This is a genomic window from Xanthomonas sp. CPBF 426 (assembly GCF_903989465.1).
In the GTDB taxonomy this organism is placed as follows: Bacteria; Pseudomonadota; Gammaproteobacteria; order Xanthomonadales; family Xanthomonadaceae; genus Xanthomonas; species Xanthomonas euroxanthea.
The window spans coordinates 3,013,552-3,039,317 of the sequence record NZ_LR861805.1 but is presented as its reverse complement, the minus strand read 5'-3'; the positions used below and the strand labels follow the sequence as shown (position 1 = coordinate 3,039,317).

Sequence of the window (25,766 nt, the reverse complement as noted above, 5' to 3'; positions counted from 1 at the left end):
GCGCGGGCGTCGGCGTGGCGATGGGCCCGCGATGATAGCCGCGCGGCATGTTCAGCCGGACGACTTGTCTCCCTGGCGCGCGGGCCCCATCCTGACTGCATGACCGATAACGCTCTCACTCTGGCCGAAACCCGGCTGCTGCTTCCTTCCGGCCTGGACACCGGCCATCTCGACCGCACCTTCGGCGCCCTGCTGGGCCCGGGCATCGACTTCGGCGACCTGTACTTCCAGCATTCGCGACGCGAGAGCTGGAGCGTGGAAGACGGCATCGTCAAGGACGGTGCGCATTCCATCGAACAAGGCGTGGGCGTGCGCGCGATTGCCGGAGAGAAGACCGGCTTCGCCTATTCCGACGATATCCAGCGCGACGCCCTGCTGGAGGCGGCGCAATCGGCACGCGCGATCTCGCGCGAGGGCGGTGCGCAATCCACCCGCTCACTGGTGCGTGGCAATGGCCGCGCGCTGTACCCGGCCACCGACCCGATCGACGACATGGACAGCGCGACCAAGGTCGAGTTGTTGCGGCGTATCGACCAGTACGTGCGCGCGGCCGACCCGCGCGTCAAGCAGGTGATGGTGAGCCTGTCCGGCGGTGTGGACACGGTGCTGATCGCGCGCAGCGACGGCGTGCTGGCCGCCGACGTGCGCCCGCTGGTGCGCTTGAACGTGCAGGTGATCGTTGAACAGGGCGGACGCCGCGAGTCCGGCTACTCCGGCGGCGGCGGCCGTTACGGCTATGCCGACCTGTTCGCCGACGGCCGCCCGGAAGGCTTCGCCCGCGAAGCGCTGCGCCAGGCGCTGGTCAACCTGGAGGCGATTCCCGCACCGGCCGGCGTGATGCCGGTGGTGCTCGGCCCGGGCTGGCCCGGCGTGCTGCTGCACGAGGCGGTGGGGCATGGCCTGGAAGGCGACTTCAATCGCAAGGGCACCAGCGTCTACGCCGGCCGTATCGGCGAGCGCGTGGCCTCGCCGGGCGTGACCATCGTCGATGACGGCACCCTGGACGGCCGGCGCGGCTCGCTCAATATCGATGACGAAGGTACGTCCACCCAGTGCACCACGCTGATCGAGGACGGCGTGCTGGTCGGCTACATGCAGGACACCCACAACGCGCGCCTGATGGGCGTGGCGCCGACCGGCAACGGCCGTCGCGAATCGTTCGCGCACCTGACCATGCCACGCATGACCAACACCTACATGCGCGCCGGCGAGCACGATCCGCAGGAGATGATCCGCTCGGTGAAAAAGGGCATCTACGCGGTCAACTTCGGTGGCGGCCAAGTCGACATCACCAGCGGCAAGTACGTGTTCTCGGCCACCGAGGCCTACCTGATCGAAGACGGCAAGGTCACCGCGCCGGTGAAGGGCGCCACGCTGATCGGCAACGGCCCGGAGACCATGCAGAAGGTGCGCATGATCGGCAATGACCTGGCGCTGGACGAAGGCGTGGGCGTGTGCGGCAAGGACGGGCAGAGCGTGCCGGTCGGCGTCGGCCAGCCGTCGCTATTGATCGACGGCATCACCGTTGGCGGAACGCAGGCCTGAGATGCGGGGATTCGGGAATCGGGATTCGGGAATCGCAACGGCAGGAGCGGGATATCGCGTTTTTGAGCCTTGCGCCGCGTCGGTCTTGATGCCGCGAATCGGGATAAGAGCATCGGGAAGCGCAGCGGTAGAGGCGCGCAGCGTCTTCGGCGCGCAGGTGTCGCCGACCCAGGTTGCCGATGTTGGAAGCATGCTGCCGCGGTTGGCTGCGGCGGAGGCGCTCGTTGAGCAGTTGCGCGAATGCGGCCGCCAGGTCCTATTCGTCGTCTTCCAGATCCTGATCGTCTTCCAATCCCGAATCCCCACTTCCCACTCCGTGCTCCTGAGACAACTCGCGCAATACCTGGAACAGCTCGCGGTAGGCGCGCGGCGGCTTGTTCTTGGCGCGCTCGTGGATGGCGTTGCGCACCAGTTGACGCAGTTGCTGGCGGTCGGCCGCCGGGTAGGCTTCCAGCAGTTCGGCCAGCGCCACGTCGCCTTCGGCGAGCAGGCGTTCGCGCCAGCGCTCGACGCGGTGGATCGCGGCCACTTCGCGGCGCGCCGTGTCGCTGTTGGCATCCAGCGCATCGCGGATCGCGGCCAGCGTTTCGTCGTCCTCGCGGCGCATGTGCTTGGCCAGAAACGCCAGCTGCCGCTTGTGCGCGATATGCGAGGTGATGCGCTTGCTCTCTTCGATATGCGGGATCAGCGATTCGGGCACCGGCAACTTGGCCAGCTGCGCCGGGGTCAGCGCCACCAGCTTTTCGCCCAGGTCGAAAATTTCCAGCGCCTCGCGCCGCTGCTGGCTACGGCTGGCGCCGCGAAATTCACCGGTTTCTTCATCGCGTCCGCGCATTGCAATCCATCCAGAACAAGAAGTTATTCATCATCAGACAAGCCCGGCCATGGATCGCCGGGCTCTTGCGGAAGGACCCGCAATCAGGTCACTCGCACCATGAGACTAGGATAAAGCATTGAACGCACTCTCCTCCGAAACACCTGTCCACGACGACAGCCTGCAGCGCCTGGACGCGCTCACCGATATCGCCCAGCGCCTGCTTGAGCGCGCGCGTGCGGCCGGCGCCACCCAGGCCGAAGTGAGCTGCAGCGAAGAGCGCGGCCTGGACGTCAATGTGCGCCTGGGCGATGTGGAGACGGTGGAATCCACCCGCGACCGCGGCATCGCGGTCACCGTGTACTTCGGCAAGCGCAAGGGCAGCGCCAGCACTGCCGATCTGCAGGATTCCAGCCTGGAATCGACCGTCGCGCAGGCCTGCGCGATCGCCCGCTACACCGAAGACGACGTTGCCGCCGGCCTGGCCGACCCGGAGCTGATGGCGCGCGACTTCCCCGAGCTGGACAGCTGGCACCCCTGGGCGCTGGACGCCGACACCGCGGTGGACCTGGCGCTGGCCTGCGAGAGCGCCGGGCGCGATGCCGACGCGCGGATCAGCAACTCCGATGGCGCCTCGGCCAGCACCGGGCTGAGCCTGTCGGTCTACGCCAACTCGCATGGCTTCGTCGGCCGCGAGCGCGGCACCCATCATTCGATCAGCTGCGCCTTGATCGCCGGCCAGGGCGACGGCATGCAGCGCGATGGCTGGTACAGCAGCGCGCTGGCGCGCGAAGACCTGGAGGCGCCGGAAGCGATCGGCCGCCACGCCGCCGAACGCACCCTGGCGCGGCTGCAGCCACGCTCGCTGCCGACCGGCCAGCTGCCGGTGCTGTTTGCGCCGGAAGTGGCGCGCTCGCTGGTCGGGCACCTGCTCGGCGCGGTCTCCGGCGGCGCGCTGTATCGCCGCGCCAGCTTCCTGCTCGACAGTGTCGGCAGCAAGCTGTTCCCGGACTGGTTCAATATCGAAGAGCTGCCGCACCTGCGGCGCGGCCTGCGCTCGGCCGCCTTCGACGGCGAAGGCGTGGCGACCCGGCGTTCGGCATTGATCAGCGACGGCGTGCTGCAGCGCTATGTGCTGGGCAGCTACTCGGCGCGCAAGCTGGGCCTGCAGACCACCGCCAATGCCGGCGGCGTGCACAACCTGCAGGTCACCGCCAATGCCGGCGATCTGGCGTCGATGATCGCCGGCATGTCGCGCGGCCTGCTGGTCACCGAGCTGATGGGCAACGGGGTCAATCCGGTGACCGGCGACTATTCGCGCGGCGCCGGTGGCTTCTGGATCGAGAACGGCGCGATCGCCTATCCCGTCGACGGACTGACCATCGCCGGTAATCTGCGCGAGATGTTCGCCGGCATCGAAGCGGTCGGCAACGACGTCGATCCGCGCTCGCACGTCAAGATCGGTTCGGTGTTGCTCAACCGCATGACGGTGGCAGGCGACAGCTGAGCGCGGCTGACCAGGCTGCTGCGCCCCTCACCCGGCGCGGCGCGTCTTGCCGCCGTGCCTGGCGGCAGCCGGCATGCGCCGCAGAGACCATGTCTTCCCGCACTGGTGGCTGGCTGAATCGTTGCTATAGTCCGCCGCACCACAACCATGCATGGGGAGACATGATGAGCGAATTCGAGTCGCACGCCGCACCGCCGCCGCCGCCGATCGGCAGCAGCACGCCGTCGGAGGAGCGCACCCTGGCACTGGCCGCGCATCTGCTCGGCATCCTGACCTCCTTCATCGGCGCATTGGTGATCTGGCTGGTCAGCAAGGACGCCAGCCCGTCCAAGCCGTTCGCCACCGACCAGGCCAAGGAAGCATTGAATTTCCAGATCACCGTGATCATTGCCTATGTGGCTGCGGTGATCCTGACCATCGTGTCGTTCGGCATCCTGTTCTTCGTGCCGACGCTGGTATGGATCGCCAATCTGGTGTTCTGCATCCTGGCCGCGGTCAAGGCCAACAACGGCGAGCATTACCGTTATCCGTTCACGCTGCGCCTGATCAAGTAATCCGGCGCAATGGCAATGCCACAGGCCCGGCAGCGATGCCGGGCCTGTGTTGTTTCAGGCGATGCCGCGATCAGTTCTGCGCCGGGGTGTTCTCGGCGAAGTACTCGTGGCTGTCGGCATTGGTGATCGCCTGGGCCGGGTTGCTGATCGCCAGGTTGCGCGCACCGGACTGGCCATACACGCGGTCCTGGGTGCCGGCCACCGCGGTGAAGTGGCTCATCTCGTGCACCAGCGTACCGGCCTTGGAGTCGGTGCCTTGGGTCGGCGCGCTCCAAAACGCGTTGCAGACGTAGATCTCGTACGGCGCATTGGCGTAGACGTACGCGTAGGCGCTGTCGGTGCAATCGCAGTTGATGGTGATCTGGCCGTTGTTCTGGTCCAGCGCGTTGTCGATGTTGACGAAGTTCGAGCTAACCCGGCTGTAGCGCGAGGCGTTGTAGGCGCCGAACCAGGTGGTGTAGCGCGCGCCGGTGCTGCCGGCATTGAGGTAGTTGCGCGCGTTCTGCGAGTAGGCGCGGGCCGCCGTGACCGCGCTGCCGGCCTGGCTGGTGCGGGTGGTGCTGCAGTTCAGGTAATTGACGCCGTTGACCACGGCGGTCGGACCGATCGCCATCCGGCGCTGTACACCGCGGTTGACGCCGTCCAGCCACACCGTCAATGGCGCGCTGCCGGCCACCGCGGGCTTGCCATCGGCGGTCTTCAGCAGGCTGCCATCGGCCAGCGAGGCGTACTGCAGCGGCGAGCTGACCCGGATGGTGTAGTTGCCGCTGGTGGACAGGTCGTAGGCGGCAGCCAGGTCGACCACGCCCTGCACGGTCTGGCCCGGCTTGAGGATGGTGAAGTCGGCCGCCTTGGGCAGGCCGCGCTTGACCAGGCGTCCGGTATAGGTCACCGGCGCGCCATCGCGGCTCACTTCCAGGATGCCGTTGTCCAGCGATTGCAGCGGCAGCTGGTAGGTCGGTACGCGGGCGATCTGGCTGCCGTTATTGGTGACGGTCACTGCGATCTTGCCCTGGTGTCGCCCGGCCTGATCGGCGACCGGCGCCAGTTCGATGGTCAATGGGACCGGTCCGCGCACGGACTGTGCCTGCGCCGAACCGAGCACGCCAACAACGGCCAACGTACCTGCTGCAAACGATGCGAGAAAAACGTTCTTCACCAGTGACTCTCCATGTGGTCGGGGGATGTCCGCGGACGCGGGCAAGTCAACCTAGGCAGAGCGAGCAGACGCAACAAGAGAACCGATTGATGCTGTTTTTGGCCTACTGGTGATCATGAAACGACAAAAGCGGACACCGATGGCGACAATTCACCCGAAAATTGCGTGGCCACCCACACTTTTCGGCCAATTTCTGAAAATGCGCGTGTGAAAACGTATGGAAAGAGAATTTACGTTCTGTGACGCAGCACATTGCCTGCGAGGCGGTGCGCGACAAAAACGCACCGTGCGCTGGCGCACGGTGTGCGCAAGGAGCGGTGTGACCGCTTGATCGGCGCAGGTAGTGAGGTGGGACGGGGGCGGTGCACGTCCACCCGGCGTGCCGGGGAGGGTGGCCAGGCCACCGGTTGCTCTAGTGCGCGCGGTCCACCGCAAACCGGCCCAGCGTCGCCAGCGTGTCGCCGGGCGCGCCGTAGGGTTGAAGGATGTCGTGCATGCGGGTGGCCAGTTCGGCCAGCTTGGCCTTGGCGCCGTCCATCCCGAGCAGGGCGGGATAGGTGGATTTGGCTTGCGCGGCGTCCTTGCCGGCGGTCTTGCCCAGTTGCGCCGAGCTCGATTCCACGTCCAGGATGTCGTCGCGGACCTGGAACGCCAGCCCCAGCGCGTCGGCAAACGCATCCAGGCGCTGCTGATCGCTGGCTGTGGCAGCACCGGTGAGCGCGCCCATGTGCACGGCCGCGCGGATCAGCGCGCCGGTCTTGAGTGCGTGCATGCGCTCGAGGTCGCGCAACGATTGCAGCTGGCCGGTGGCATCGATATCCAGCGCCTGGCCGCCGCACATGCCGGCAGCGCCCGCGGCGGTGGCCAGGCTCTGCAGCCAGCCGACCCGCAGTTCCGCACTGACCGGGGCCGCAGCCAGCAGCTCGAACGCACGCGTCTGCAACGCATCGCCGGCCAGGATCGCAGTGGCTTCGTCGAAGGCGATATGCACGGTGGGTTGGCCGCGGCGCAGGGCGTCGTCGTCCATTGCCGGCAAGTCGTCGTGCACCAGCGAATAGGCGTGGATCAGTTCCACCGCCACGGCGGGCGTGTCCAGGCTGTCCTCGTCGGCGCCGAACAGCGCGCCGGTTGCATACACCAGCAACGGGCGCATGCGCTTGCCGCCGCCCAGCACCGCGTGCCGCATCGCCGCGTGCAGCCGTTGCGGCGCCAGCGCCGGAGTGGGCAGGCAGGCTTCCAGCCGGCGTTCGGTACGGCCGATCCAGTGGTCAAACAACGCCGAACTCACTCAGCCGCCGTCCTGCGATGGCGGTTCGAAGGCTTCGGCCAGATCGGGGCGCGCGGGGTCGGTCAGCAAGCGCACGCGCAGTTCGGCCTGTTCCAGTGCCTGCTGGCAGTCGCGGTACAGCCCGATGCCGCGCTCGTAGGCCGTGAGCGATTGCTCCAGGCTCTGGTCGCCGACTTCCATCTTCTGCACCAGTTGCTCGAGTTCTTCCAGCGACTGTTCGAAGCGGGCGACCGGGGAGGTTTCATTCAAGGATTTTTTGACCATCGCCAAAGTGTGCGGCGCGCAGGCAGGCGGGTCAATTCGCATTGGCGTGGTCGCGCCAGTGCAAGGACGCGCCGTTGGCCTGCAGCCAGTGGCTCAATGCCGCCGAGAGGATGCGGTCGCCGGCTGCCAGCACCTGGCCATCGGCCCACAGGATCGGCAGGCGCGCGCGTTGCCAGGGCGGTAGATCCAGCGCCTGCAGTAGGTGCTTGAGCCGATGCGAATGCGCGCGCTGCGGCAGCACGATGCGTTCGCCACCCTGGCGTGCGCGCACCAGCAGCGGTTGCGCGAAGCGCAGGCCGGCGGCGCCATGCAACTGCAGGCAGGCGCCATCCGGCAGTGGCAGCGGGCTTGCGCCATCCCAGCACGCCTGCCACGACGCCGGCCAGGCGGCATGCGGATGCAGCAGGTACAAGCACTGGCGCCAGCGCCGCACCTGCACCTGTTGCCAGGCAAAGCAGGCTTGCCGATCCGGCGCGTCGTCGTCGATCTCCTGTTCCAGTGCGGCCACGCCCTGCGCAGGCAGCGGTGGCGCCTGCGCTGCAGCCACCCAGGCGCGCAGCAGCCGCGGCCGACGTGCGGCCGGCTGTGCACGCAGGATCCGCAGATCCAGCGCGCCAATGGTGGTCAGCAGGCCGGGCAGTTGCGCGCTGTCCTCCTGCAGCAGCAGGTCGCTGGCATCGGCGCTCAAGCGCGCGCTGCGCGCCAGTGCCTCGGCAGCCTGCGGCCAACGTTGCTGCAGCACGGGCATCAGCTGGGTGCGCAGAAAGTTGCGGTCGTGGCGGGCATCGGCATTGCTGGGGTCTTCGATCCATCGCAGGCCCTGTGCCTGCGCATAGGCCAGCACCGCGGCGCGCGCGTGCTCCAGCAAGGGACGCCACAGCATGCCGGCCGCGAATGGACGCTGCGCGCGCATCGCGGCCAACCCGTCCGGGCCGGAAGCGCGCAATGCGCGCAGCAGGAAGGTTTCGGCCTGATCGTCGCGATGATGCGCCAGGGCCAGCCATTCGCCGGGCGCCAGTGCCTCGGCAAACGCAGCGTGGCGTGCCTGGCGTGCCGCCGCTTCCAGGCCCAGGCCGCTGTCGCGCGCGACCTGCACGCGCGCGATCTGCAGGGGGACCTGCAGGGCATCGCACTGGCGCTGGCAGTGCGCGGCCCAGGCATCGGCATCGGCGTGCAGGCCATGATGCACATGCACCGCACGCACCCCCATCTGGCGATAACGCGACGTTGTTGCCAGCAGATGCAGCAGCACGCTCGAATCCATGCCGCCGCTGTAGGCGACCAGGACCGGGCCGGGCGGTGGTGCCGGTGGCAGCAATCCGGTCATCGATGCAGGTGGCTTGCTGCGACGCTGCATCCGGGTGCGAGCGGCGACGACTGAGTCGCCGCTGCCGCCCGCGCTGCGCGCAGCCGGCGCATCAGCGCTTGGCCGCGGTCTCGAACGTGGCAGACTGCGGCAACGTCACCGGCACGCCGGCGCTGTCGCAGGTGCCGGCCTTGCACAGGCGCTCGCGCAGGCGCGGGGTGGCCTGGACGATGACGTGGTAGATCACGTTCTCCTCCAGCGTGCCGCGGAAGGCCGCGCTGCCCGGGCCGGTGGCCCAGATGCCGACGTCTTCGCCGCCATGGCTTTCGGACTTGGTCGGCACCAGCGATTCCTGCATGTAGCTGGGCGCCTCGGTGTCGACGTGGGTCAGGTCCGGGCGGCCGGCGGCCGGCTCGCTGCTGCTGGGTTCGTGCGGGTACTTCTTGGCGCCGGCCGGCTGCGCGTTGCTGGCGCCGGTGTAGCCGGGGCCGTTGGCGTAGCTCAGCGTGGTGTAGGGCTGGCCGGCCAGGTCGGTGGCCAGTTGGGTGCGGTCGCCTTCTTCGCCGCCGGTGCCGCGCACCTTGCCCAGGATCGGGTTGCCGCGCACCGGGTAGCCGACGAAGTTGAGCGTATGCGAATGGTCGGCGGTGACGATGATCAGTGTGTCCGGCGGCGCGGTCTGCACGGCGGCGCGCACCGCATCGGACAGCGACACGGTCTCATCGAGCGCGCGGTAGGCATTGCCGGCGTGGTTGGCGTGATCGATACGGCCGCCTTCGACCATCAGCACGAAGCCGTTCGGGTCGCGCGACAGCGACTGGATCGCGGTGCGGGTCATCTCGGTCAGGCTGGGCTCGCCCTGCGCGGTGCGATTGCGGTCGTGGTCGAACTGCATGTGATCCGGCTCGAACAGGCCCAGCAGCGCGGGCGCGCCGGAGGCCGCCTGCAACTGTTGCTCGTTCCAGACATAGGCGCCCTGCGGGTGCGCCTGTTTCCATTCGGCGATCAGGTCGCGGCCGTCCAGGCGCAGGCCGACCTTGTCGTCGTACTCCGGATCGCGTTCCTGCACGGTCTGGAACTGGCTGCGTCCGCCACCCAGCACCACCTGCGGGCCACGCCCAAAGCGCGCGCTGGAAAGCAACTGCTGGGCAATATCCTGGCAGCCGGCGGTGCGGGCGGACTCGGGCAGGTCGGTATCGTTTTCCCAGTTGCGGTCCGGCGAATGCGCATAGGTCGCCGCCGGGGTGGCGTGGGTGAGCCGGGTGGTGGTGACGATGCCGGTGGCCATGCCGGCGCTGTCGGCCAGCTGCAGCCAGCTGAGCAGACCCTTGCCCAGGCTGTCGGCGCAGTCGCTGCGGTTGCCGCTGCTGACGCCGATCGCGCCCATGTGCGTTTTCACCCCGGTGGTGATCGCGGTCATGGTGCCGGCCGAATCCGGCGTCTGCGAATCGGTGTTGTAGGTCTTGCTGAAGGCGGTGGCCGGGAATTGCTCCCACGACAGCAGGTTCTCCTCGCCCGGCCCGCCCTTGCGCTGGCCATCCAGGATGCGCGCTGCCGCCACCGTGGTCAGGCTCATGCCGTCGCCCAGGAACAGGATCACGTTGCGCGCGCGCCCGGCCATCGCGCCATTGCCGGCCGCGCGCGCCGCGCCCGAGCGGTACCACCATTGCGGCGTCTCGCCGGCCGGATGCGCCACCTGCGGCACCTCCACGCGCACGGCGGCAGGCGCGGATGCGCTGGTGCCGGCGCTGGAGGCGCAAGCGGCGACACACACGGTGGTCAGGGCGGCGAGGGCAGGCAGGCGGTAACGCATCGGCATCGAACTCGTGGCTGAATCGGCGCCTATTATGCCGGCATGCCTGGTGTCACACAGATGACACGCCGCTGTTCCAGTCGTGGCCTCGCGGGCGGCGCGGGCCTGGGCTATGGTGCATGCACTCTCCCCCCGGATGACTCGACGCATGACATTGGTCTCGGCCTGGTTGCGCATTCCGTTCTGGCAACGCGTGGTGGCCGGCTTCGTGCTCGGCGCGCTGGCTGGCTGGGCCATGGGCCCGGCGGCCGATGTGTGGTTCGGCCCGCTCGGTGACCTGTATGTCACCCTGATCAAGATGATCGCCATCCCGCTGGTGTTCTTTGCGGTGATCAATGCGATCTCCTCGCTGCACGGGCAAAAATCCGTGGCCGCGCTCGGCGGGCGCACCTTCCTGTGGTTCGTCATCACCGCGGCGTTGGCGGTGGGTGTGGGCCTGGCGGTGGGCACGCTGATGCAGCCCGGCGCCGGCCATTTCAGCCTGAGCGTGGATTCGGCCTGGAAACCGCGCGATGTCCCTAGCCCGATCAAGGTGCTGCTGGACGTGGTGCCGTCCAATCCGTTCTTTGCGCTGACCGGCATCGGCACCAAGACCAATGCAGCCGGCGAAACGGTGCTGGCGGCCGGGCGCGGATCGATCCTGCCGGTGATCTTCTTCGCTGCACTGCTGGGCTTTGCGATGGTCAAGCTCGGCGAGCGCGTGGCCGAGGCACGCAAGCTCACCGCGCAATTGAGCGACATCATGATCCAGGTCACCCGCTTCGTGCTGGAGATGACCCCGTTGGGCACCTTCGGGCTGATCGCCAGCCTGGTCGGCAGCTACGGTTTCGAGAAGCTGCTGCCGTTCGGCAATTTCGTGCTGGCGCTGTATGTGGCCTGCGCGATCCATATCGTGGTGGTCTACAGCAGCCTGTTGTTGCTGCACGGACTGAATCCGTGGAAGTTCTTCCGCGGCGCCGCGCCGGGCATGCAGGTGGCGTTCGTCAGTTCGTCGAGCTTTGCCGCGATGCCGGTGGCGATGCGTTCGATCACGCATAACCTGGGTGTCAGCAAGGACTATGCAGCCTTCGCGGTCCCGCTGGGTGCCAGCATCAAGATGGATGGCTGCGGCGCGATCTTTCCGGCCTTGTGTGCGGTGTTCATCGCGCAATACACCGGCGTGCCGCTGACCGCAAACCAGTACTTCGTGGTGTTGATTGCCTCGGTGCTCGGCAGCTTCGGCACGGCCGGCGTACCCGGCACCGCGGTGATCATGGCCACGGTGGTGCTCAGTGCGGCCAACCTGCCGCTGGAAGTGATCGGTTACCTGTACGCCATCGACCGCATCCTCGACATGATGCGCACCATGACCAACGTGACCGGGCAGATGCTGGTGCCGGTGCTGGTGGCCAAGGAGACCGGCCTGCTCGACAAGGCGGTCTACGAATCGGCATCGACCAACGTGGGGCTGGAAGATCCACTGGCCGATCGCGCTCCGACGCAGCGCTGAGCGCCAGCGATGCGCGCCGGGTCTCCCACACTGCGCGATCGCCTGCAGCAGGTGCCTGAGCTGCACAGCGTCGACGGCGTGTTCGTGCAGCGGTCGTTGCCCGACGACCCGTTCGAGCAGCAGTATCTGGACGTCCGGCGCAAGGAAGGCCGGCTCTACACCGATGCACAGGTACGCAGCCTGCCGCGCCCCGGCGGCAAGCTCGGCGCCAGTCTGGAATGGCAGGTGCGTGCGCTGTCCAGCGCGTTGCTGGTCCAGCACCTGCGTGCGCAGGCAGGCGAGGGCGCCATTGCCGAACTGGGCTGCGGCAACGGCTGGTTGTCGCAGTTGCTGGCGCAGTCGCTGCAGCGCGATGTCTGCGGCATCGACGTCAACCGCACCGAACTGGCCCAGGCCGCGCGCGTGTTCGGCCACGACCAGCGCCTGAGTTTCATCGCCGCCGACATCCAGACCCTGGCCCTGCCGCGCGATCTCTTCGACCTCATCGTGATCCCGGCCTGCATCCAGTATTTCGCCGACCCCGCGGCATTGGTCATCCGCCTGCTCGCCCAACTGCGCGACGGCGGCGAGCTGCATATCCTCGACAGCCCGCTGTATGCGGATGCGCACGCCGCCGATGCAAGCGCGGCGCGCAGCCTGCGCTACTTCACCGAGCTGGGTGTTCCGGCGCTGGCCGCGCACTACCACCAGCACACCTACGCCAGCTTCGACCGCTTTGCGGTGCAGCGCCTGTTCGACCCGCGACGCCCGAGCGCGCGCCTGCGGCGGATGCTCAAGCTGCGGCAGCCGCATTTTCCCTGGTTGTGTCTGCGCAAACAGGACAACCTGGACGCGCTACGTCCTGGGTGAAGCAACCGCGCTGCCGGACCATGCATCGGGTGTTTGGGTCGTGCGCACCGGCGTCCCACCCGCATGGCACACTGCCAGCTCATCCATTGACGAGGGCGGGCGGTGATTGGCCAACAGCGTGATCTGACATTTCGTTTTCTGGCCGAGCCCAGTGACGTCAATTTCGGCGGCAAGGTGCATGGCGGCGTGGTGATGAAGTGGATCGACCAGGTCGGCTTTGCCGCGGCCAGTGGCTGGAGCGGGCACTACTGCGTCACCGTGGCGGTGGGCGGCATTCGCTTCGTGGCGCCGGTGCGGATCGGGGATCTGGTCGCGGTATCAGCCAAGCTGGTCTACACCGGCCGCACCAGCATGCACTTTGCCATCGACGTGCGTGCACGCAGCCCGATGGGTGGCGACTCGCGGCTATGCACGCATTGCATCATCGTGTTCGTGGCGATGGACCCGGACGGCATCACCCCGGTGGCAGTGCCGTCCTGGCAGCCGGGTACCCCGGAGGACCAGCGCCTGGCCGAATACGCGCTCAAGGTAATGGAGCTGAGTAAAGGCATCGAGGACACCATGGCGCATTACCAGGCCGACACCTCGCGGTAACCTGCGGCGCGCGCTGCGCTGCGCCGTTGGCCCCGCCATGCGCGAGGTGCGACAGGCAGCCTGATGCTCGCTGCCTGCCACTTGGCACGGCGATGGATGCCACCCGCTGTCATGCAGCGGTCATGGGGCCTACGGGACGCCCACGCGCGACGACGACGCAGCAAAAAGGCCGCGGGATCGCCGCGGCCTCTGTCATGCAATCGACGCAGTGTCCACCAGTGGGTCAGAGCACCCGGCGTGCCTGGATGAACTTCTCGCTCCAATAGCCGCTGGCCAGCGAATCCACCCGCACGTCCTTGCCGCGGCTGGGCGCATGCAGGAACTTGCCATCGCCGACCACCAGACCCACATGGTCGATGCGGCCGCGCCTGCCGAAGAACACCAGATCGCCGGCCTTGAGCGCGTTGGGGTCCTTGATCAGCTCGGCAGACTCGTCGCGTGCGATGTCGCGCGAGACGCGCGGCAGGTCGATGCCCAGGGCGGTCTTGAACACATAGCCGACCAGGCCGCTGCAGTCGAACCCTTCGGTGGACTCGCCGCCCCAGACGTACGGGGTGCCCAGCAGGGCCATGGCGCGTTGCAGGATCACCTGGACACGGCTGTCGGCCACGGCGTTCTGCGCGGCGTTGGCCGCACTCTGGGACACGTCGTAGTTGGCCAGCAGGCGGCTGAGGTCACCGGCGAACATCGCCGAACGGTCCATCAGCGGAATGGCGTCGTTGGCGGCCAGATGCGGAAGCAGGGCGGCCAGTGTTGCGGTGGCAGCGGCGTCGGCGCGGCTGCGGGTTGCGGCTTTCTCGGCGGCGACGGTGCTGTCCGGCGGGGCCGCCTGCGGAGCGGATGCGGTGCCGTTGGCGGTCTGTGCCAGGGCGGGAAGGGCTGCGAGCCAAAGAGCGGTGGCGCATAGCAGGCGGAGCGGTTTCCGGGGCGGAAGCGGTGCGGCGCCAGTGATGATCTGTTCGTCGTTCGTCACGCGGGAATCACAATTCTGCTGTCGATGCGGGATGATGCCTTGGTGAAAGAATCGTTACGTTCAAAAAAGGTTAAATTTCCGTTTTATGAAATGTGATGCGCGTCACATATCAGGGCAAAACCCGCTTTGAGCCTGAATAATGGTCACGCCAGTAGGCGCCATCCAGGAAATCCAAGCGGACGGTACCGCCGGTGGTGGGGGCGTGCACGAAGCGGCCTTCACCGACATAAATGCCGACGTGGGTCACGTTGCCGCTGGAGCCGAAAAACACCAGATCGCCGGTGGTCAGTTTCTCCTGCGGGATGCGGGGTCCCTGCACCGCGGCCAGTTCACGCGAGGTGCGTGGCAGCGCCAGCGCCAGCACGTCCTTGTAGACATAGGTGACCAGCCCGCTGCAGTCGAAGCCGGTTTCCGGCGTATTGCCGCCAAAGCGGTACGGCGTGCCGACCAGGCCCAGCGCACGCATCAGGATGTTGTTGGCGGCGGCCGGGTTCGACGGCGGCACCTGCGGCCAGACCCGCGGTGCCGCCGGCTTGGTGGCGGCCGGTCGGCGAACCGGCGCCTGTGCGCAACCGCCCAGCAGCACGAGCAGGCCCAGCAACGAACTGGCCACCACGCGGCGGGCGCGGGCGGCGAAAACTGGCGTGATATGCATGGAGCCGGGATAATGGGCGGTTCGAAAGGTCGCCATGATGGCGGCGCACCCGGCGGCCGACAAGCCGTCCTCCACCGTCTGCCACCGGGCAGCCTATCCAGAGCCAGGCATGAAGATCGAAAAAGACAGCGTCGTCCGCTTCCACTACACCGTTTCCGAGCTCGGCCAGGAGCCGATCGAGAGCTCCAAGGAGCGTGACCCGTTGGCGATCATGATCGGCCACGGCAACATCATTCCGGGCCTGGAAGCGGCCATGATGGACAAGGAGGCCGGCGAGAGCTTCGGCGTGGACGTCAAGGCCACCGAAGCGTATGGCGAATACCGCGAAGGCCTGAGCCAGCGCGTGCCCAAGAAGCACTTCGGCGCCACCAAGCTGGTACCCGGCACCCAGGTGGTGCTGCAGACCAACTTCGGCCCGCGCGCGGTGACGGTGCAGAAGGTCGGCATGAGCGTGGTCGACGTCGATCTCAATCACCCGATGGCGGGCAAGGACCTGCACTTCGACGTGGAGATCATCGAAGTGCGTGAAGCCACCCAGGAAGAGCGCGACCACGGGCATGTGCATGGCGAAGGCGGCCATCACCACTGAGCGCAGCCGTTATACGGTCTGTGAAGCGGGCGGGCCGATGCGGGCAATCGGCAACATCGGCATGCCCCGCGTGGTGATGCCGATTCGCCCGCGCCGGTCGTGTTCGCCCGGCCAGCGTTCGCTGGATGTGTTTCTGCGGCCCGCCATCTCGGCGGGCTGCTTGCATGGTGCGCGCCGCGATCGCCGCGCCGTGCTGTCCGGGCCGCGATGAGCCCGCGCGATCTTCTGCTGCCCGTTGCAACCAGCGAGCGCATGGTGGTGCTGGATGTGCTGCGCGGTTTCGCGCTGCTGGGCATCCTGCTGATGAATATCGAAGCCTTCGTCGGTCCGCTCGATCTGGCGATCACCGGCGTGGAGCCGCATTGGCATGGTGCCGACCGGGTTGCCGATGCGCTGGTGTACCTGTTCGTGCAGGGCAAGTTCTACACGCTGTTCTCGCTGCTGTTCGGCATGGGGTTTGCGGTGATGGCGCAGCGCGCCGCGCAGGCCGGGCGCGGGTTGGTCGGCCCTTATCTGCGTCGCACCGGTACGCTGCTGGCGATCGGGCTGGCGCATGCGCTGCTGCTGTGGTCCGGCGATATTCTGGTGACCTACGCCTTGCTCGCCTTGCTGCTGCTGGCCACGCGCGCGGTGCCGACGGTGACGCTGCCGTGGTTTGCCGTGCTGGTCTACTGCTGCGCGCCCGGGTTGATGTTGCTGTACGGCGTCGCGGGCACGTTGACGCAGCTCGACCCGGCATCTGCAGTGGAATGGAAGGCCGCAGTGGCCGACGCAGCGCAACAGGCGGCAGCCAACGTGCAGGCGCAGCGCGCCGCCTTCGGTGGCGGCAACTATGCGCAGGCCACGCTGCAGCGCTGGCATGACCTGCAGCAGGCACTGACCGGGCTGAGCATCAACGGCCCGGCGATGCTTGGCATGTTCCTGCTGGGCAGCTGGTTCGTGCGCAGTGGTGCAATCGCCGCGCCCGAGCGCTTTCCGCGCCTGTTCCGGGGCTTGCGCTACGGCGCGCTGCCGCTCGGGCTGGGCGTGATGGGGGTGAGTTACGCGCTGGAGCCGTGGATCGATCCGGCGCGCCTGGATCTGCGCCTGTCGGGTGCCTTCGCGCTGGCGCTGATTGCCGGCCCGCTGATGAGCCTGGGCTATGCGGCGTGGGTGGTACGCCTGGCGCCGCGCCTGGCATGGCTGGCGCCCGCCGGACGCATGGCGCTGACCAACTACCTGATGCAGTCGTTGGTGTGCACGTGGATCTTCTACGGTTACGGGCTTGGCTACTTCGAACAGCTGCCGCGCGTATGGCAACTGCCGTTCGCTCTGGTGCTGTTTGCGCTGCAGGTGGTGCTGAGCCAGCTGTGGCTGCGCTGGTTCCGCTTCGGGCCGGTGGAATGGCTATGGCGCAGCGTGACCTATCTGCGCGTGCCGCCGATGCGTCGCAGCAGTGCGCGCGTGGGGTAGTGCGCACATGAGCGGTGCGCCTGTCGATGTGGTGGTGGTCGGTGCCGGCGCCATCGGCCTGGCGACCGCGCTGGCCCTGGTCGAGGCGGGGCGGCAGGTGCACGTGCTCGATGCCGGTGCGGTGGGTGCGGCAACTTCGTACGGCAACTGCGGCACCATCACGCCGAGCCATGCGCCGCCGCTGGCAGCACCGGGCATGATCGCGCAGGCGCTGAAGTGGATGCTGACGCCGGACGCGCCGCTGTATATCCGGCCACGCCTGGATCCGGCGCTGTGGCACTGGTTGCTGCGGTTTGCGCAGCGCTGCAATACGCGTCACTGGCAGGCCAGCGCGCAGGCGCGCGCGGCGTTGCTGGGCGATGCGCGACACCGCTTCGATGACTGGGTCGAGCGCTATGCACTGGACTGCGAATTTCGCAGCGATGGGCTGGACTACGTGTTCGGCGACGCGCGCCGCTTTGCGCAGTATCGCCACGAGTGCGGCGTGCTTGCACAGTGGGGCATCCAGGCCGAGATCATCGAGGGCGCCGACTATCTGCGCCAGGACCCGGCATTTCGCGCAGGCATTGCCGGTGCGATCCATTTCCCCGGCGATGCGCATCTGCGTCCGGAGCGCTACACCGCAGAACTGGCAAGGGTGCTGCGTGCGCGCGGTGCGGTGATCCAGGCGCAGTGCCGCGTCGATGCGGTGGTGCCGGACGCACGCGGCGCGTGCGTGCACACCGAGCGCGGGAGATTGCAGGCGCGCGAGGTGGTCATCGCAACCGGCCCGTGGTCGCCGGTGCTGGCGGCGCAGCTGGGGCTGCGCTTGCCGGTGCAGGCCGGCAAGGGCTATTCGATCACCTATACCGCCCCGGCATTGATGCCGCGCCGCCCGGTGGTGCTGAAGGACCGTTGGGTGTTCGTGGTGCCGTGGCGCGATCGGCTGCGTATCGGCAGCACGATGGAATTCTCCGGACGCGACACCCGCCTCAACCCCACGCGCCTGGCGGCGCTGGAGCGCGCAGCGGCCGATTATCTGCATGCGCCGGCCGGCCCGGCCGTGATCGAGCGTTGGTATGGATGGCGGCCGATGACCTGGGACGACGTGCCGGTGCTGGGGCCGGTGCCGGGGCGTCCTCACGTCTGGCTCGCAGCCGGGCATGGCATGCTCGGCATCAGCATGAGCACTGCAAGCGGACAACTGATGGCCGACCTGATCACGGGCCGCGCACCTGCGCTGGACCCGCATCCTTACCGGGCGGAGCGATTCGCGTGAGTGCCCGTTACGACTACGACGTGGTGATCCTGGGCGGCGGCTCCGGTGGATTGGCCGCTGCGTTTCGCGCGGCCAGGCACGGTGCACGCGTGGCAGTGATGGAGCCGAACGAATTAGGTGGCACCTGCGTCAATCTCGGCTGCGTGCCGAAGAAGGCGATGTGGCTGGCGGCCGATCTGGCCGGCAAGATCGAGCTGGCCGGGGCGCTGGGTTTCGATGTGTCGCGACCGACATTGGCCTGGCAGGAACTGGTCACGCACCGGCAGGGCTACATCAACAACATCCACGCCAGTTATCGGCGTCGGCTCAACGAAGATGGCGTGGTCATGATTCCGCAGCGCGGCGTGCTGCAGGATCGCCATACCATCATGGGCGGCGATGGCGTGCCCGTCACTGCCGAGCACATCGTGATCGCAACCGGTGCGCATCCGCTGCGGCCGGACATCGACGGTGCCGAGCACGGTGAGGTGTCCGACGATTTCTTCAATCTCTGTCATGCGCCTGCGCAGGTGGCGATCGTCGGCGGCGGCTATATCGCGGTGGAGATTGCCGGCCTGCTGCAGGCGCTGGGCAGTCGCGTGCATCTGTTCGTACAGGGCGATCGCTTGCTGGAGCGCTTCGATGCCGAGCTGACCCTGCAACTGGCCGACAACCTGCGGCACCTGGGCGTGCGCCTGCATTTCGGTTTTTCCACCACCGGCCTGGAACGCGATGCACACGGCAAGCTGCGCGTGCACGGCCATCCCGCGCACCCCAGCGAGCAGGGCAACGACGTCTTCGACCAAGTGTTTTTCGCCACCGGCCGACGCGCCAACACAGCGGGGCTGGGTCTGGAAGCGGTCGGCGTACGCCTGGGCGACAAGGGCGAGGTGGTGGTGGACGAAGGGCAGACCACCAGCGTGCCGAACATCCATGCCATCGGCGATGTCGGCGGCAAGGTCGGGCTGACGCCGGTAGCGATCGCGGCCGGTCGCAAGTTGATGGACCGCCTGTTCGGCAGGCAGCCGGATGCACGCATGGACTACGAAGGCGTGCCGAGCGTGGTGTTCTCGCATCCGCCGCTCGGGCAGGTCGGACTGACCGAGGAGCAGGCGCGCGCGCGGCACGGCAGTGCGGTACGCATCTACCGCAGCAACTTCCGTCCGATGTTGCATGCGCTGGCCGACGCGCCGCAGCGCAGCCTGTTCAAGCTGGTCTGCGTGGGCGAAGAAGAGCGCGTGGTCGGCGTGCATCTGCTGGGCGAAAGCGCTGACGAAATGCTGCAGGGGTTCGCGGTGGCCGTAAAGATGGGCGCGACCAAGCGCGACTTCGACGAGACCGTGGCAATCCATCCCACTTCGTCGGAAGAGATCGTGTTAATGCACTGATGCACTGTGCATCGATGCGGCTGTTGTGGCCGGACCAACGAGGGCATCAGTCCCTTGCCGGTACTGACGTCGGCCCCTGCGTTACACAACGTGTGGCAGCCCCGCGCAACACCGCACGCTAGTTCTGCACCCGACGTAAGTGTGCTTGACGCAGGCCAGGGCCCTGCGAGCGAACAGATCAAAGCCCCTCCCCTCGGGAGAGGGGTTGGGGTGAGGGTCCGGCACAATCGGCGCGTCAATCAACTGCCGATCTGCCGTCCACAGCCGGTCATGCCTCATCGCTGGCATCCTTGCGCGATGTCCAAGCCCCGCAAACCAGTGACGCTTCCCCCTGCCGGCCCACCTGCGCGCGCCGCCTCCCACGGCGCCGCGCTCTCCAGCGAACAGGCGCGACTGCGCATCCTGGCCGCGATTCGCGCAATTCCTTCCGGCCAGGTCGCAGGCTATGGCGAGGTCGCACTGCGCGCCGGCCTGCCCGGGCGGGCGCGGCTGGTGGCCCGCGTGCTCAGCGGCAATGACGATCCGCACCTGCCCTGGCACCGGGTGCTGCGCAGCGATGGCCGGATCGCATTGCCGGACGGTTCGTCCGGCTACCGCGAGCAATGTCGGCGGCTGCGTGCCGAAGGCGTGGCGGTCGAGCAGGGCCGGGTGCGCCGCACCAGTGCCGCGCAGCGGCTGGATGCCGCCGTGTGGGGACCTTCATAAGCCTGACGTTATGATGGTTGGCATTCCGAAGGATGCCGTCATGCCCCAACTGCCGCCCGTCACCAAAGCGTTGTTGATCGCCAATATTGGCTTGTTCCTGCTGCAATGGGCACTGGGCGACCTGGGCGCCGGCGTGCTGCCCTCCGATGCGGCGCTGTCGTCGCTGATGCTGTGGCCGATCTCCAACGGCTTCGATGCGTTCTCGCCCGGCGCCAGCTTCATGCCGTGGCAGTTGCTGACCTATGCGTTCCTGCATGGCGGGTTCAACCATCTGTTCTTCAACATGCTGGCACTTTTCATGTTCGGTGCGGCACTGGAGCAGACCTGGGGCCAGAAGCGCTTTCTGACCTACTACCTGGTGTGCGTGGCCGGTGCCGGCGTGTGCCAATTGCTGATGGCCTGGTTCACCCAGAGCGGGGCGCCGGTGGTAGGTGCGTCAGGCGGTGTGTTCGGCCTGTTGCTGGCCTACGGGATGCTGTTTCCGAATCAGCGGGTGATGTTGCTGTTTCCGCCGATCCCGATGAAGGCGCGCACCTTCGTGATCGTGTTCGGTGCGATCGAGCTGTTCCTGGGCGCAACCGGCTGGCAGCCGGGCGTGGCCCACTTCGCGCATCTGGGCGGCATGCTGTTCGGCTGGCTGATGATCCGTTACTGGCGCGGGCAGTCGCCGTTTGGCGGCAGCGGCGGCAGGAAGGGTGGTGGCAAGGGGCGCAAGCCGCCGCTGCGCGTGGTGCGCTGAGGTCCGGCAGCGCATCGCCTCGTAGGAGCGGACCTGGCCGCGACGGCGGTTTATCGGTAAAGCCTTGTCGCGGCCAGGTCCGCTCCTACGACCAGGGTGTTTCAGGCTGGTAGGCAGATCGATAAACGCCGGAGACAAAAAAAGAGCGCGGATTCCGCGCTCTTTTTCATTGCCTGCCACCGTGTATTGATGGCCAGTGATGTCCTGGCGCCTGAATCAGCGCCAGATCTTCAACTGCTCGGCATCCACGCGCTGCATCGGCTGGCCGGCCTTGCAGCTGAACGCCGCACCGAACTCGGGCAGGTTGGACAGCGGGCCGTTGGTGCGCCACTGGCCCGGTGCACGGATGTCGGCGCTGGCGCGCTGCACCGCTTCGTTTGGCGACAGCTGCTGGGCCCACAAGCCGGCCCAGGCGGTGAAGAAGGCCTGCTTGTCGGCCTCGGTGGCGGCGGGCTGTGCCTTGCTGAAGGCCTGCCAGGCCAGTTCGATACCGGCCAGATCGGCCAGGTTTTCTTCGGCGGTCTGCGCGCCGTTGACCTTGACGTTGGGCACGCCCGGATACGGGTAGGCGCCAAACTGCTCGGCCACCTTGCCGGTCAGCAGGGTCCAGCTGGTCTTTTCGGCCGGCGTCCACCAGCTGCGCAATTCGCCCTTGGCATCCACCAGCGAACCCTTGGCGTCAATGGCACGGGTGATTTCGTGGGCGACCAGCGCGCCGTAGGCGCCGTACTGCGCGGCCGGCGTACTGCCGGCGGTGAGCACCGGCGGCTGCAGCACGGCGGCAGTGATGATCAGGCGGTTCTGCGCGATGTCGTAGGCCACTGCCGGCTGCTGCGGCAGCACATCCCAACGACGGTCGGCGTTGCCCTTGCCGATGCGCTTCATCTCCTCGCGGTGGCGCCAGGTCGAGGCGATCAGCATGTTGCCGCCGAAGCTGCCGCGGCCCATCGGCTGCACGGTGTAATCCAGATCGCGACGCGGCGCGCCGACTTCGATCTTCATCGCCGCCAGCTTGGCCTTGGCTTCGGCCACTACCTCACCGTTGCCCCAGCCGGTGCGCTCCAGCGCGGCCAGCTGTGCGTCGCGCATCTGGTCGGCGATGGCTTCGGCCTGGCGGCGCGTGTCGCTGCTCAGATAGCGCGCCACATATTCGCGGCCGAGCATCGGGCCGGCGGCGATGTTGATCGCGTCCAGCACCTGCTGCCAGCGCTGCGGCGGCAGGGCATCGCCACGCAGCAGACGGCCGCGGAACTGGTACTCGGCATCGTGGAAGCTCTTGGACAGGTACGGAGCCATCGCATCGCCCACGCGCCAGCGCAGATAGGCCTTCCACTGTTCCGGCTTGATGCTGACGATCATGCTGTCGAGCTGCTTGAACATGGCCGGGTCGGCCATCGACACCAGGTCGTCCTTGACGCCCTGCGCTTCCAGGAAGTCGGCCAGGCGCAGGTTCTTGTACTGCTTGGTCAGCTCCTTGGTGGCGATCGGGGCGTAGTTGTTGAACGGGTTGTTGATGCCCTGCACCGACTGCGCGCTGCGTGCCAGCGCGGTCTCGATCTGCAGCACCGAGGCGGCATCGGCGTCGAGCTTGTCGGCGGCGGTGCCGGTGAGCGCCAGGATCTGCTTGACGTAGGCGCGGTAGCGGCCCATCAGCGCCTGGGTGTCGGCATCGGTGCGGGTGTAGAAGGCCGGATCGGGCAGGCCCATGCCGCCCTGCATGAAGTAGCCGATGTGGCGGTCGAGCGCCTTCAGGTCCACGTCCGGGCCGAAGTTGAAGCCGACCGGGATGCCGACCTGGTGCAGTGCGGCGATGGAAGCGGGCACATCCTTGGCCTTCTTGATCGCATCGATGCGCGACAGCAAGGGGGCGATCGGATTGGAGCCGTCTTTTTCCACGGCGGCCTCATCCAGGCCGCTGGCCCAGAAGTCGCCGAGCAGTTTCTGCACGTTGCCCTGCGGCGCCTTCATCGACGCATCCAGCAAGTCGCGTTGCTGCTGCAGCGCGCGCTCGGACAACTGGCCCAGTGCGGTGACGGCACCCGCCTGCGGCATCGGGTTGGCCTTCAGCCAGCCGGCGTTGGCGTAATCGTAGAAGTTGGTGCAGGCCGCCGAGACGGCCGGGGCCTTGGGGGCAGCCTTCTTCTTGCGAGCGGCGTCGGCGTCGGGGGCGGACAGCAGCGTGATCAGGCTGAAGCCAAGAGCGAGGGCAAGCGGACGAATGGTGGGCATCGAGAAGACGGGTGGCCAGATTGAAGTCGGCGGAGTTTAGCAAGGCTGCGTGCTGCGCAGGCATGTGCCCGCTGCCGTTCGTCTCCGCTACTGGGCGTTTGCGTGAACGCGACAGGCCCGCGTGTGCGGGCCTGTGCGGTCGGTGGTGGGTAGGTGGAAGCGCTTGCAGCCGGTTACCAGATCACCACGCGGTCCTTGTCCGGGCGCACCATCGCATCGCCGGGCTTGCAGGCGAAGGCGTGGGCAAACTGCGGCATGTTGGACGGCGAGGCGTTCGCGCGCAGGTTGTCGGGGGCATGCAGGTTGCTTGCCAGATCGACCAGTTGCTGCTTCTCACGCATCTGCCCGCGCCAGCTGAGCGCAAACCCCAGGAAAAAGCGTTGATCCGGGGTGTAGCCATCGATGGCGGCTGCCCGCTCGGGATGCGCCCGCAATGCCGCCTGTAGCGCGTCGTAGGCGACATTGGTGCCGCCCAGATCGGCGATGTTTTCGCCAAGGGTGAGCTTGCCATTGACGTGCAGGTCGGGGTGGTCGGGCAGTGGAGCGTAGGCATCGAACTGTCGAACCAGGGCATCGGCCCGCTGCTCGAATACCTTGCGATCCTGTGGCGTCCACCAGTTCACGTTGTTGCCCGCACCATCGAACTGGCTGCCCTGGTCGTCGAAGCCGTGCATGGCTTCATGCCCGATCGTTGCACCGATACCGCCATAGTTGAGGGCATCGTCGGCCTTGGGGTCGAAGAACGGTGGCTGCAGGATGCCTGCCGGGAAGTTGATGGAGTTGGCGCTGGGGTCGTAGTAGGCGTTGACGGTCTGCGGGGTCATCGCCCAACGGGTGCGGTCGGTCGGCTTGCCGATCTGGGCGATGTCGTAGCGATAGTTGAATGTGGCCGCCGCCTGCAGATTGCGGTGGTACGCGCCGGGAACGATCTCCAGCCCGGACCAGTCGCGCCAGGTATCGGGGTAGCCGATCTTCGGCTGGAAGGTTTGCCACTTGGCCAGCGCCTTGGCCTTGGTCTGCGCACTCATCCAGTCGACCTGTTCGATACGCACCTTGAGCGCAGCGCGAATGTTGTCCACCAGCTCGCTGGCGCGCTGCTTGGCTTCGGGGGTGAACATCCTGGCCACATACAGCTGGCCCAGGCCTTCGCCCATGCTGGTATTGACCCTGCGCAGCACGCGCTTCCAGCGGGGTTCCTGTTCCGGTTGCCCGTGCAGCGTCTTGCCGTAGAACGCAAAGTTGTTGTCGGCGAAGGGCTTGCTGAGGTCGCCGGATGCATCGTCGATGGTATGGAAGCGCAGGTAGGCCTGCCACTGCGCGATCGGAGCGCTGGCGAGCTGACGGTCGAACTCTGCGAAGAAGCGCGGATGCGACAGCGAGAAGCCGGACCCTGCGTCCACGCCCTGGGCGGCGAAGAAGCGCGTCCAGGAGAAGTGCGGCGTCAGTTTGTCCGCTTCGGCCAGGCTGACGAAGTGATACTGATTCTGCGGTTGACGTGCCTCGACCCGGCTCAACGTAGCAGCCGCCAGGCGCGTTTCCAGCGCAAGCACATCGTTGGCTTGCGCACGCGCTGGGTCTTTGGCAATGCCGGTGAGTTCGAGCGACTTGGCGATGTAGTCCAGATACGCCGCACGGATGGGCGCGTACTCGGCGGCGCTGTAGTACTCCTTGGTCGGCAAACCCAGGCCGCCCTCGGTGGCGAAGGCGATCTGCATGTCCGCCGTGTGGAAATCGGCGCCGGCGCCGAAGTAGAAGACCTGCGCGTCGCCCTCTGCGTAGCGGCCGGTGATGTAATCGGCGACCTGCCTGCCGGAGGTCAGCGCGGCGATGGCTTCCAGTTGCCGACGGATCGGTTGGTCACCCGCAGCCTCGATCGCGGCCTCGTCCATGCCCGACGCATACAGCATGCCGATCTTGCGGGCCACCGGATCGGCCTGTGCGCCTGCGTGCTTAGCTGCGGCTTCAGCGATCTCACGCTGCACGAGTTCGCTTTGTTCAGTCAGGATGTCGCTGACGCCCCAACTGGTGCGATCTGCCGGTATCGGGTTGGCCTTGCGCCATTTTTCGTTGACGAAGTTGTCCAGGTCCTGGCATGCGCTTGTTGTCGGATCCAGTTCGCCGATGTCCAGCGCCGACTTGGATGGGGCGAGGGTCGCCGCAGGCGCCAGCGCGTCCGGCGTCTTCGTGGCGCTGCCGTCGTCGGATGCGCGCTTGCAGCCGGCCAGTGCGATCAGCAGGCTAAGGGCGAGTGTCGAGGTCTTGATGGCGGACATGGCGGAAATGGGCAGGAAGGAGCGCCGAGGATAGGCGGGCGCTGCCGTGCCGGCACGCAGGCTTGAGCTTTATTGAGACTTGTTTTGAAGGCGACGAGGGGTGGGGCACCGATGCCCGATGGCATGGCCTGAAAAAGGAACAAGAATGCGCCGTGGCAGGCCGCCTAAGGGTGTAAATGGCAAGGGGAGACGCAAAGAGAGGCGGCCTGCGTAAGTTGCGCCACCTGCAGCAAGCCGTGTCCGATGCGCGATGCCCGTCTTGAATTTGCCACCTGCAGGCGTAGCGCGCGATCTTGGCGGCATCGCGCTCCACTGCCGCAAAACAAAGGGGCGACGATCTCTCG

At 67.2% G+C, this 25,766-nt stretch carries 23 protein-coding genes; 13 read left to right on the top strand and 10 right to left on the bottom strand.

Translation table 11 applies throughout. The features are described from left to right. Positions 1 to 99: 99 nt before the first annotated feature. Positions 100 to 1,545, top strand: coding sequence for a metalloprotease TldD (gene tldD, locus H7A87_RS12980; protein ID WP_119128498.1), 1,446 nt, complete (start codon positions 100 to 102; stop codon positions 1,543 to 1,545). Between the two features lie 256 nt (positions 1,546 to 1,801). Here tldD and yjgA read toward each other — a convergent pair whose 3' ends face one another. Next, positions 1,802 to 2,380 carry a ribosome biogenesis factor YjgA gene (yjgA, locus tag H7A87_RS12975; protein WP_119128499.1) on the bottom strand — a complete coding sequence of 193 codons (579 nt, stop codon included), beginning with the start codon at positions 2,378 to 2,380 and terminating at the stop codon, positions 1,802 to 1,804. Positions 2,381 to 2,498: 118 nt separating this feature from the next. Between yjgA and pmbA the strand changes: the two genes are divergently transcribed. Both pmbA and H7A87_RS12965 read left to right on the top strand, forming a co-directional pair. Next, positions 2,499 to 3,866 (top strand): metalloprotease PmbA, encoded by a 1,368-nt coding sequence (pmbA, locus tag H7A87_RS12970; protein ID WP_119128500.1) that lies wholly within the window; start codon positions 2,499 to 2,501, stop codon positions 3,864 to 3,866. An 89-nt stretch (positions 3,867 to 3,955) separates the two neighbouring features. Continuing rightward, positions 3,956 to 4,420, top strand: coding sequence for a DUF4870 domain-containing protein (locus H7A87_RS12965; RefSeq protein WP_164739140.1), 465 nt, complete (start codon positions 3,956 to 3,958; stop codon positions 4,418 to 4,420). 70 nt (positions 4,421 to 4,490) lie between these two features. Here the strand turns inward: H7A87_RS12965 and H7A87_RS12960 are convergent, their stop codons facing one another. The 5 genes from H7A87_RS12960 to H7A87_RS12940 form a co-directional block, all read right to left on the bottom strand. Next, entirely contained in the window at positions 4,491 to 5,579 is a 1,089-nt protein-coding gene (locus tag H7A87_RS12960) for a M35 family metallo-endopeptidase (RefSeq protein WP_104581915.1), read from the bottom strand. 412 nt (positions 5,580 to 5,991) lie between these two features. After that, positions 5,992 to 6,867 carry a polyprenyl synthetase family protein gene (locus H7A87_RS12955; RefSeq protein WP_104648045.1) on the bottom strand — a complete coding sequence of 292 codons (876 nt, stop codon included), beginning with the start codon at positions 6,865 to 6,867 and terminating at the stop codon, positions 5,992 to 5,994. Then, entirely contained in the window at positions 6,868 to 7,131 is a 264-nt protein-coding gene (locus H7A87_RS12950; RefSeq protein ID WP_104581917.1) for an exodeoxyribonuclease VII small subunit, read from the bottom strand. Positions 7,132 to 7,162: 31 nt separating this feature from the next. After that, on the bottom strand, positions 7,163 to 8,458 hold the full coding sequence (gene tilS, locus H7A87_RS12945) for a tRNA lysidine(34) synthetase TilS (protein ID WP_119128501.1): 1,296 nt from the start codon (positions 8,456 to 8,458) through the stop codon (positions 7,163 to 7,165). Between the two features lie 91 nt (positions 8,459 to 8,549). Continuing rightward, on the bottom strand, positions 8,550 to 10,256 hold the full coding sequence (locus H7A87_RS12940) for an alkaline phosphatase (protein ID WP_119128502.1): 1,707 nt from the start codon (positions 10,254 to 10,256) through the stop codon (positions 8,550 to 8,552). Between the two features lie 142 nt (positions 10,257 to 10,398). On the opposite strand from H7A87_RS12940, the gene H7A87_RS12935 reads away from it, so the two are divergent. The 3 genes from H7A87_RS12935 to H7A87_RS12925 all read left to right on the top strand — a co-directional run bounded on the left by H7A87_RS12935 (position 10,399) and on the right by H7A87_RS12925 (position 13,182). Continuing rightward, positions 10,399 to 11,739 carry a dicarboxylate/amino acid:cation symporter gene (locus H7A87_RS12935; RefSeq protein WP_104581920.1) on the top strand — a complete coding sequence of 447 codons (1,341 nt, stop codon included), beginning with the start codon at positions 10,399 to 10,401 and terminating at the stop codon, positions 11,737 to 11,739. Positions 11,740 to 11,748: 9 nt separating this feature from the next. After that, a complete protein-coding gene (locus tag H7A87_RS12930; protein WP_180496683.1) occupies positions 11,749 to 12,588 on the top strand; it encodes a class I SAM-dependent methyltransferase in 840 nt (279 codons plus the stop codon). 102 nt (positions 12,589 to 12,690) lie between these two features. Next, positions 12,691 to 13,182 (top strand): acyl-CoA thioesterase, encoded by a 492-nt coding sequence (locus tag H7A87_RS12925; RefSeq protein ID WP_104648042.1) that lies wholly within the window; start codon positions 12,691 to 12,693, stop codon positions 13,180 to 13,182. A gap of 223 nt (positions 13,183 to 13,405) precedes the next feature. On the opposite strand, the gene H7A87_RS12920 is transcribed toward H7A87_RS12925, so the two are convergent. Both H7A87_RS12920 and H7A87_RS12915 read right to left on the bottom strand, forming a co-directional pair. Then, positions 13,406 to 14,155, bottom strand: coding sequence for a C40 family peptidase (locus H7A87_RS12920; RefSeq protein ID WP_119128503.1), 750 nt, complete (start codon positions 14,153 to 14,155; stop codon positions 13,406 to 13,408). 109 nt (positions 14,156 to 14,264) lie between these two features. After that, positions 14,265 to 14,873: a C40 family peptidase gene (locus tag H7A87_RS12915; protein WP_180496681.1), complete on the bottom strand. Its 609-nt coding sequence runs from the start codon at positions 14,871 to 14,873 to the stop codon at positions 14,265 to 14,267. 46 nt (positions 14,874 to 14,919) lie between these two features. Between H7A87_RS12915 and H7A87_RS12910 the strand changes: the two genes are divergently transcribed. The 7 genes from H7A87_RS12910 to H7A87_RS12880 all read left to right on the top strand — a co-directional run bounded on the left by H7A87_RS12910 (position 14,920) and on the right by H7A87_RS12880 (position 20,920). Next, positions 14,920 to 15,399: a peptidylprolyl isomerase gene (locus H7A87_RS12910; protein WP_115677565.1), complete on the top strand. Its 480-nt coding sequence runs from the start codon at positions 14,920 to 14,922 to the stop codon at positions 15,397 to 15,399. Next, positions 15,374 to 15,610, top strand: a complete 237-nt coding sequence (locus H7A87_RS12905) for a hypothetical protein (RefSeq protein ID WP_119128504.1) — start codon at positions 15,374 to 15,376, stop codon at positions 15,608 to 15,610. The genes H7A87_RS12910 and H7A87_RS12905 overlap by 26 nt, the downstream gene beginning before the upstream one ends. Continuing rightward, complete coding sequence (locus tag H7A87_RS12900) at positions 15,607 to 16,851, top strand: DUF418 domain-containing protein (protein ID WP_119128505.1); 1,245 nt, start codon at positions 15,607 to 15,609, stop codon at positions 16,849 to 16,851. Before H7A87_RS12905 ends, H7A87_RS12900 begins: the two co-directional genes overlap by 4 nt. Before the next feature lie 7 nt (positions 16,852 to 16,858). Next, positions 16,859 to 18,109 (top strand): FAD-dependent oxidoreductase, encoded by a 1,251-nt coding sequence (locus tag H7A87_RS12895; protein ID WP_119128506.1) that lies wholly within the window; start codon positions 16,859 to 16,861, stop codon positions 18,107 to 18,109. Next, complete coding sequence (gorA, locus tag H7A87_RS12890; protein ID WP_119128507.1) at positions 18,106 to 19,476, top strand: glutathione-disulfide reductase; 1,371 nt, start codon at positions 18,106 to 18,108, stop codon at positions 19,474 to 19,476. Before H7A87_RS12895 ends, gorA begins: the two co-directional genes overlap by 4 nt. A 297-nt stretch (positions 19,477 to 19,773) precedes the next feature. After that, positions 19,774 to 20,181: an MGMT family protein gene (locus tag H7A87_RS12885; protein WP_119128508.1), complete on the top strand. Its 408-nt coding sequence runs from the start codon at positions 19,774 to 19,776 to the stop codon at positions 20,179 to 20,181. 40 nt (positions 20,182 to 20,221) lie between these two features. After that, complete coding sequence (locus H7A87_RS12880; RefSeq protein ID WP_026064941.1) at positions 20,222 to 20,920, top strand: rhomboid family intramembrane serine protease; 699 nt, start codon at positions 20,222 to 20,224, stop codon at positions 20,918 to 20,920. Positions 20,921 to 21,136: 216 nt separating this feature from the next. On the opposite strand, the gene H7A87_RS12875 is transcribed toward H7A87_RS12880, so the two are convergent. Beyond that, positions 21,137 to 23,149 carry a M13 family metallopeptidase gene (locus H7A87_RS12875; RefSeq protein ID WP_119128509.1) on the bottom strand — a complete coding sequence of 671 codons (2,013 nt, stop codon included), beginning with the start codon at positions 23,147 to 23,149 and terminating at the stop codon, positions 21,137 to 21,139. 173 nt (positions 23,150 to 23,322) lie between these two features. Continuing rightward, complete coding sequence (locus H7A87_RS12870) at positions 23,323 to 25,422, bottom strand: M13 family metallopeptidase (protein ID WP_119128510.1); 2,100 nt, start codon at positions 25,420 to 25,422, stop codon at positions 23,323 to 23,325. Positions 25,423 to 25,766: the final 344 nt, after the last annotated feature.